At 69.1% G+C, this 6,604-nt stretch carries 7 protein-coding genes; 6 read left to right on the top strand and 1 reads right to left on the bottom strand.

What is annotated here, in order from left to right:
* The coding region (locus VGB60_RS03785; RefSeq protein WP_331036949.1) for a hypothetical protein at positions 1-204 on the top strand (204 nt) is incomplete at its 5' end.
* Between the two features lie 4 nt (positions 205-208).
* On the opposite strand, the gene VGB60_RS03790 is transcribed toward VGB60_RS03785, so the two are convergent.
* Positions 209-742 (bottom strand): hypothetical protein, encoded by a 534-nt coding sequence (locus VGB60_RS03790; protein WP_331036950.1) that lies wholly within the window; start codon positions 740-742, stop codon positions 209-211.
* 107 nt (positions 743-849) lie between these two features.
* On the opposite strand from VGB60_RS03790, the gene VGB60_RS03795 reads away from it, so the two are divergent.
* The 5 genes from VGB60_RS03795 to VGB60_RS03815 form a co-directional block, all read left to right on the top strand.
* Positions 850-2,103 (top strand): hydrolase, encoded by a 1,254-nt coding sequence (locus tag VGB60_RS03795; protein WP_331036951.1) that lies wholly within the window; start codon positions 850-852, stop codon positions 2,101-2,103.
* A gap of 167 nt (positions 2,104-2,270) precedes the next feature.
* Positions 2,271-3,278: an arginine N-succinyltransferase gene (locus VGB60_RS03800; RefSeq protein WP_331036952.1), complete on the top strand. Its 1,008-nt coding sequence runs from the start codon at positions 2,271-2,273 to the stop codon at positions 3,276-3,278.
* Between the two features lie 17 nt (positions 3,279-3,295).
* On the top strand, positions 3,296-4,714 hold the full coding sequence (gene astD / locus VGB60_RS03805) for a succinylglutamate-semialdehyde dehydrogenase (RefSeq protein WP_331036955.1): 1,419 nt from the start codon (positions 3,296-3,298) through the stop codon (positions 4,712-4,714).
* A complete protein-coding gene (astB, locus tag VGB60_RS03810; RefSeq protein WP_331036953.1) occupies positions 4,711-6,054 on the top strand; it encodes an N-succinylarginine dihydrolase in 1,344 nt (447 codons plus the stop codon). Before astD ends, astB begins: the two co-directional genes overlap by 4 nt.
* On the top strand, positions 6,051-6,604 hold a 554-nt coding region (locus VGB60_RS03815), incomplete at its 3' end, for an MFS transporter (protein WP_331036954.1). The genes astB and VGB60_RS03815, both read left to right, overlap by 4 nt.

The raw sequence follows: 6,604 nt of genomic DNA on the forward strand, positions 1-6,604 counted from the left end.
CGCTACATCACCGACGACGTCTATCTGGAGATCATCGGCGGCGGCGAGAACGGCGCGGCCGTGAACGTCGAATGGCAGGTGCGTCGCAACCTGACGGTCAGCTCGAAGTTCGGGGGTCAGGGCGAGGCCAGCCTGTCGATCCGCTGGCGCCGCGCGACGCGGCAGCCGGGCGCCGGCCGCGAGGACCGGCGCCCGAACCGCTAGTTTATCAATAGGTCTGGGCCGCCTCGAAACGCAGCTTGTCCAGCTTGCGCGCGCCCCGGATGCCGGTGATGTGCAGCACCAGTTGGACGACCATGACAATGAAGCCGATCACGATCTGCCACATCGGCGCCTGAGCGGCCTCGGGCACGTCCTGCTGGCCGGACATCATCAGGCCGAGGAGGCCGGAAACGATGCCGAAGGCGACGAGGATGGCGAAAATGATCGGAATCACCACGCCCGGCTTCGCCCATTGAACCAGGCCGAGCACCAGCTGGATCACGACCAGCCCGATCGACATCCAGAGAGCCGCCTGCGCCATCATGCCGGCCATGCCGGCGGCTTCAGGGCTCTCAGCCGAGGCCGAGGCGACGGCCGCAGCCATCGCCGCCTGTCCCGCCGTCAGCAGATAGGCGATGCCCACCAGCCCCCAGATCACGCCCAGAAAAATCGCGATGGCGCTGGCGCGGGCGGCGGCCTTCGCCTCGGCCTCGTTGGTTATCGGCGCCGTCGGATTCAGCGCGCGCATCATATCGGTCATTCAAGTCACCTCCCTGTGTGTGGATCGAGCCTAGCGCGCCCTCCCGCCCCTGGGAACGGGCGGCGTCGCCTTCACCTTTGGGTCGGGCGCCGCTAGGGTTCGGCCGCATGCGAATTCTGCCGTCCGACCAGCTCGTGCTCGACCATGTCGCGGCGCGCGATGCCCCCATCGTGGCGCGCGCGGTGGATTGGGCCGGGCTGAACTCGGGCAGCCGCAATGCGGAAGGCCTCTCGCTCATGCTCGACCGGCTGCAGGTCGAGGCGCGGCGGCTTCCGGCCGAGGCGACGCGCTTGACCACCGGAACCGCGGTATCGGTCTCGGACGACGGATCGGTGCGGACCGAATCATACGCCGACGCCCTGTGCCTCACCTGCCGGCCGGAGGCGCCCGTGCAGGTCGTGCTGACGGGGCACTACGACACGGTCTTCCCGGCCGAGAGCGCGTTCCAGAGCGTGCGGACGCGCGACGACGGCGCGCTGAATGGTCCGGGCATCGCGGACATGAAAGGCGGGATCAGCGTCATGCTGGCGGCGCTGGAAGCGTTCGAGACCCACCCCGAACGCGGCGGGGTGGGTTGGACGGTGCTGCTCTCGCCGGACGAGGAGATCGGCTCGCCCGGTTCGGCGCCGCTGCTGGCGGAACTCGGCGCCCGCGGCCACATCGGCATGACCTATGAGCCCTCGCTGCCCGACGGCTCGCTCGCGGGGGCCAGGAAAGGCAGCGGCAACTTTCACCTGACGGTGGCGGGCCGTTCCGCCCACGCGGGCCGCGCTTTCCACGAAGGCGCCAACGCCGTCGCGGGCGCCGCCATTATCGCCGCGCGCCTGCATGCGTTGAATGGTCAGCGCGAAGGCGTGACCGTGAATGTGGCCAAGATCAGCGGCGGCGGGCCGCTGAACGTCGTGGCTGACAACGCCGTGGTGCGCTTCAACGTCCGTGTCCCGGACCATCAGGCCTCGGCCTGGATCACCGAAGCGGTGGCGGAGATCGCGGGCGAGGCTCCCCTGCCCGGCCTGACGCTGGCGCTGCATGGCGGCATGACCCGAGCGCCCAAGCCCATGGACGCGTCGCAGACGGCGCTGTTCGAGGCCGTGCGCGAAACCGGGGCTCTGCTGGGCCAGAGCCTGTCGTGGAAGCCCTCCGGCGGGGTCTGCGAGGGCAACAACCTGCACGCCGCGGGCCTGCCCAACATCGACACGCTCGGGGTCGTCGGCGGCGACATCCATTCGGATCAGGAGTTCGCCTGGCCCGCCAGCTTCGGCGAGCGCGCCCGGCTCAGCGCCCTGATCCTGTGCAAGATCGCGTCGGGGGAGATCGACGCGCTGAGACTGAAACAACTTAGAATGGGGACAATGGCTTGATCACCTCTCCACAATCTCCGTCATCCTCGGGCTTGTCCCGAGGACCCATTCAACATCCGCTCGATCCGCGAGGGTTGTCACAACGATTGCGTCCCGAGCCGGAACTGCCTGCGTTCACCCTCGCCATGGGCCCTCGGGACAAGCCCGAGGGTGACGGAGTTTTCTAAGTGCTCGTCGTTCGCCCCGCCGCTCCCGCTGACCTCGACCATGTGCTGGAGCTGGCGATCCTCAGCGGCCCCGGCTTCACCAGCCTGCCCGAGGACCCCGATCAACTGGCCGAACGACTGGATCTCAGCCGGGACAGCTTCGCCGGCGCTCTTGCGCCCGAGGAGCGCTGGTACACGCTGATGCTCGAGGAGAGCGACACCGGCGACGTCGACGGCATCGGCTCGGTCCGGGCGGCGGTCGGGCTGAAGCATCCCTTCTTCTCGTTTCGCATCTGCAACAACCGGCAGTCTTCTCCCTCGCTCGGCGTAACGCTCGACCAGAAGACGCTGGTGATGGTCAACGAGTGCACGGGCTGGAGCGAGGTCGGCTCGCTGTTCCTGAAGGCTGACCGGCGGAAGGGCGGGGCGGGACGGCTGTTGAGCCAGTCCCGCTACATGCTCATCGGCTCGGAGCCCGAGCTGTTCGCCGATACCGTCCTGGCCGAGCTCAGGGGCGTGTTCACGCCCGACGGCGCCTGCCCCTTCTGGGACCATGTGGCGCACAAATTCTTCCCTATGGAGTTCGACGAGGCGGACCGGATGACCGGCACGACCGACAAACAGTTCATTCTGGACCTGTCGCCGCGCCACCCGATCTACATCGACCTGCTGCCGGAAGCGGCCCGCGCGGTGATCGGCAAGGTGCATCCGCAGGGCGTGCCTGCGATGGCGCTGCTGGAGTCGGAGGGGTTCCGGCCCAACGGGCTGGTCGACATCTTCGACGCCGGTCCGACGGTCGCTTGCGGCCGCGACAACATCCGCACGGTCCGGGACGCCCGGCGCATGACCGTGGCCGTCGCCGACGAGGTCGAGGCCGAACTGCCCGCGCTGATCTCGACGGACAGGGTCAGCACCTTCCGCGCGGTGCGCCAGCGGGCCGCCATCGATGGCGATGTCGCCACCCTCGGGCGGGAAGCGGCCGAGGCGCTGAAGGTGCGGCCGGGCGATGTGGTGCGGGTGAAGACGTGAGCGCCTATCTGGACCCCATGAGCCGTTTCCAGTCCATCGACCCCGCCACCGGCGAAACCGTCTGGGAAGGCGCCGCCGCCTCCCCAGGCGAAGTGCAGGCCGCCGTCGACCGGGCCCGCGCCGCTTTTCCTGACTGGGCGGACCGACCGCGGCAAGATCGGATCGACGCCGTCAAACGCTATCAGGCGGTGCTGAAGGCGCGGGCGCCGCAGATCGCCGAGGCGATCAGCCGCGAGACCGGCAAGGCGCTGTGGGAGACGCAGACCGAGCTTCAGGCCATGGCGGGCAAGGTCGACATCTCGATCCGCGCCTATGACGAGCGCACCGGGGAGCGCACGGCGGAAACGGCGTTCGGCCATGCGGTGCTGCGCCACCGGCCCCACGGAGTCGCGGCGGTGCTGGGCCCATTCAACTTCCCCGGCCACCTGCCCAACGGCCATATCGTGCCTGCGCTGCTAGCCGGCGACACGGTCGTGTTCAAGCCGTCAGAAGAGGCTCCACTGACGGGCCAGCTGATGGCGGAGGCGTTCGCCGAAGCGGACATGCCGGAAGGCGTGTTCAATGTCGTCCAGGGAAGTCGCGAGACCGGGGCGGCGCTGCTGGACGCCGGAATCGACGCCCTGATGTTCACCGGCTCCGGCGCCGCCGGGGCGCACTTCCGGCGCAAGTTCGCCGACGATCCCCACGTCATCCTGGCGCTGGAACTGGGCGGCAACAATCCGCTCGTGGTCTGGGACGCGGCGGATGCTGAAGCCGTGGCCGGGATCGTGGTCCAGTCGGCCTTCATCACCACGGGTCAGCGCTGCTCCTGCGCCCGGCGCCTGATCGTGCCGGAAGGGCCCGAAGGCGACGCCATCGTAGAGGCCGTGGCGGCCCTGAGCGACCGCCTGACCTTCGCCCCATGGAACAGCAGCCCCGAGCCCTACGCCGGCCCGCTGATCTCGCAGAGGGCGGCCGAAGCCGCGCTGAAGGCGCTGCAGGAACGCATCGACGCGGGAGCCAGGGTGATCCGCGCATCGGGTCCGATCGGCAATCTGCCCGGCGCCTTCGTCCGGCCTGCGATCATCGACGTCACGGGCGTGGCCGTGCCCGACGAGGAGATGTTCGCGCCCTTCCTGTCGGTGACCCGGGTCGGATCCTTCGACGCCGCGGTCGCCGAGGCGAACGCCACCCGCTACGGCCTGTCGGCGGGTCTTGTCAGCGACGATCCGGCACACTGGCAGGCCTTCGTCCGCCGCATCCGGGCCGGCGTGGTCAATTTCAACCGGCCGACCACCGGCGCGGCCGGGGACATGCCGTTCGGCGGCCTTGGGGCCAGCGGCAACCACCGCCCCAGCGCCTATTACGCCGCGGACTACTGCGCCTATCCCGTCGCGAGCTTCGAGGCGGGGGCTGTCCGGAACATCGAAGGCGAAATCAAGGGCTTGCGGCCATGATTTCGGCGGTGGAGGCGAATGCCGACGGCCTGATCGGCCCGACGCATTCCTACGCCGGCCTATCGCCCGGCAACCTCGCCTCGAGCGTGAACGCGGGCGAGGCCTCGAACCCGCGCGCGGCGGTGCTGCAGGGCCTCGACAAGATGAAGCGGCTCGCCGACCTCGGCCTGCCGCAGTTCGTGCTGCCGCCCCACGAGCGCCCCCACATCCAGTTCCTCCGCGACGTCGGCTTCTCCGGCACGGATGGAGAAGTGTTGGCTTCGGCGTGGAAAACGGCGCCGACGATGGCGGCGGCCGCCTGCTCCGCCTCGCCGATGTGGGCCGCCAACGCCGCCACAGTCACGCCCTCGGCCGACAGCGCCGACGGGCGGGTGCATTTCACCCCGGCCAATCTGGTGACCAACCTGCACCGGTCGCTCGAGCACACGCAGACGCAGGGGGCGCTGAGCGCCCTGTTCCCCGACTCCGCCCGCTTCGCCGTCCATGACGCCCTACCCTCGGTTCCGCATCTGGCTGACGAAGGGGCTGCCAACCATGTGCGGCTTTGCGCCGATCACGGAGGCCCCGGCGTGAACATCATGGTCTGGGGGCGCGAGGCCTATGAGCCGTGGGCGGGCGCTTTTCCGGCCCGGCAGACGCGCGAGGCGTTCGAGGCGATCGCCCGCCGGCACGGGGCGGCCCGAACCGTCTTTCCACGCCAGTCGCGAGCGGCCATCGCCGGCGGGACCTTCCACAACGACGTGGTCTGCGTCGGCACGCTGGACACCCTGTTCTTCCACGACCTCGCCTTCGAGGACACGGCGGCGACGAAGGCCGACGTCCGGGCGCAGGCTGACGGCCTGTTCGAGCCGGTGTTCGTCGAAGTCTCGACCTCCGACCTGCCGCTGGCCGACGCCATCTCCAGCTATCTGTTCAACTCGATGTTGGTGCGCCTGCCCGGAGACGCCCGTCTGACGTTGATCTGTCCCACGGAAACGCGGGACAACGAGCGCAGCCACGCCGTGGCGCAAGAGCTGGCCGCTTCCAACGGCCCCATCGGCCGGGTCGAGTATGTCGATGTGCGTCAGTCGATGCGGAATGGCGGCGGCCCCGCCTGCCTGCGCCTGCGGGTCGCGCTGACGGACGATGAGCTGGCGGCGACCAATCCGGCGATGCGTATGACCGACGAACTGCACGCCCGGCTGTCGGTCTGGGCGGCGACCTGGTACCGAGACCGTCTGACGCCTGCGGACCTGGCCGATCCCCGCCTGATCGACGAGAGCCGCGGCGCGCTGGACGATCTGACGAGCATACTCCGCCTCGGCGGCGGCTTCTATCCGTTCCAGCGAACCGTCACATGACTGAAAGCGCGTCACCCCCGGAGATGAGCCCGGCCCGCCGCCTGCGGAACATCGTCGGCGGATCGGCGGGCAATCTGGTCGAGTGGTTCGACTGGTACGCCTATGCGGCCTTCACCCTGTATTTCGCGCCTGTGTTCTTTCCCAAGGGCGACGACACCGCCCAACTGCTCTCCGCCGCCGCCATCTTCGCGGTCGGCTTCCTGATGCGGCCGGTCGGCGCCTGGATCATGGGCGTCTATTCGGACCGGAAAGGACGCAAGGCGGGGCTGACGCTGTCGGTCACCCTGATGTGCACCGGCAGTTTGATCATCGCCTGCACGCCGGGCTACGCGGCCATCGGTCTGGCCGCTCCGGCGCTGCTGCTGTTCGCACGGCTGCTGCAGGGCCTGAGCGTGGGCGGGGAGTATGGCTCGTCGGCGACCTACCTGTCCGAGATGGCGACGGCGAAGCATCGCGGTTTCTGGTCGAGCTTCCAGTATGTGACGCTGATCTCAGGGCAGTTGCTGGCCCTGCTGCTGCTGATCGTGCTGCAGAACACGCTGAGCGAGGC

Origin of the sequence: Brevundimonas sp. (assembly GCF_036399195.1) — a bacterium.
Taxonomy (GTDB): Bacteria; Pseudomonadota; Alphaproteobacteria; order Caulobacterales; family Caulobacteraceae; genus Brevundimonas.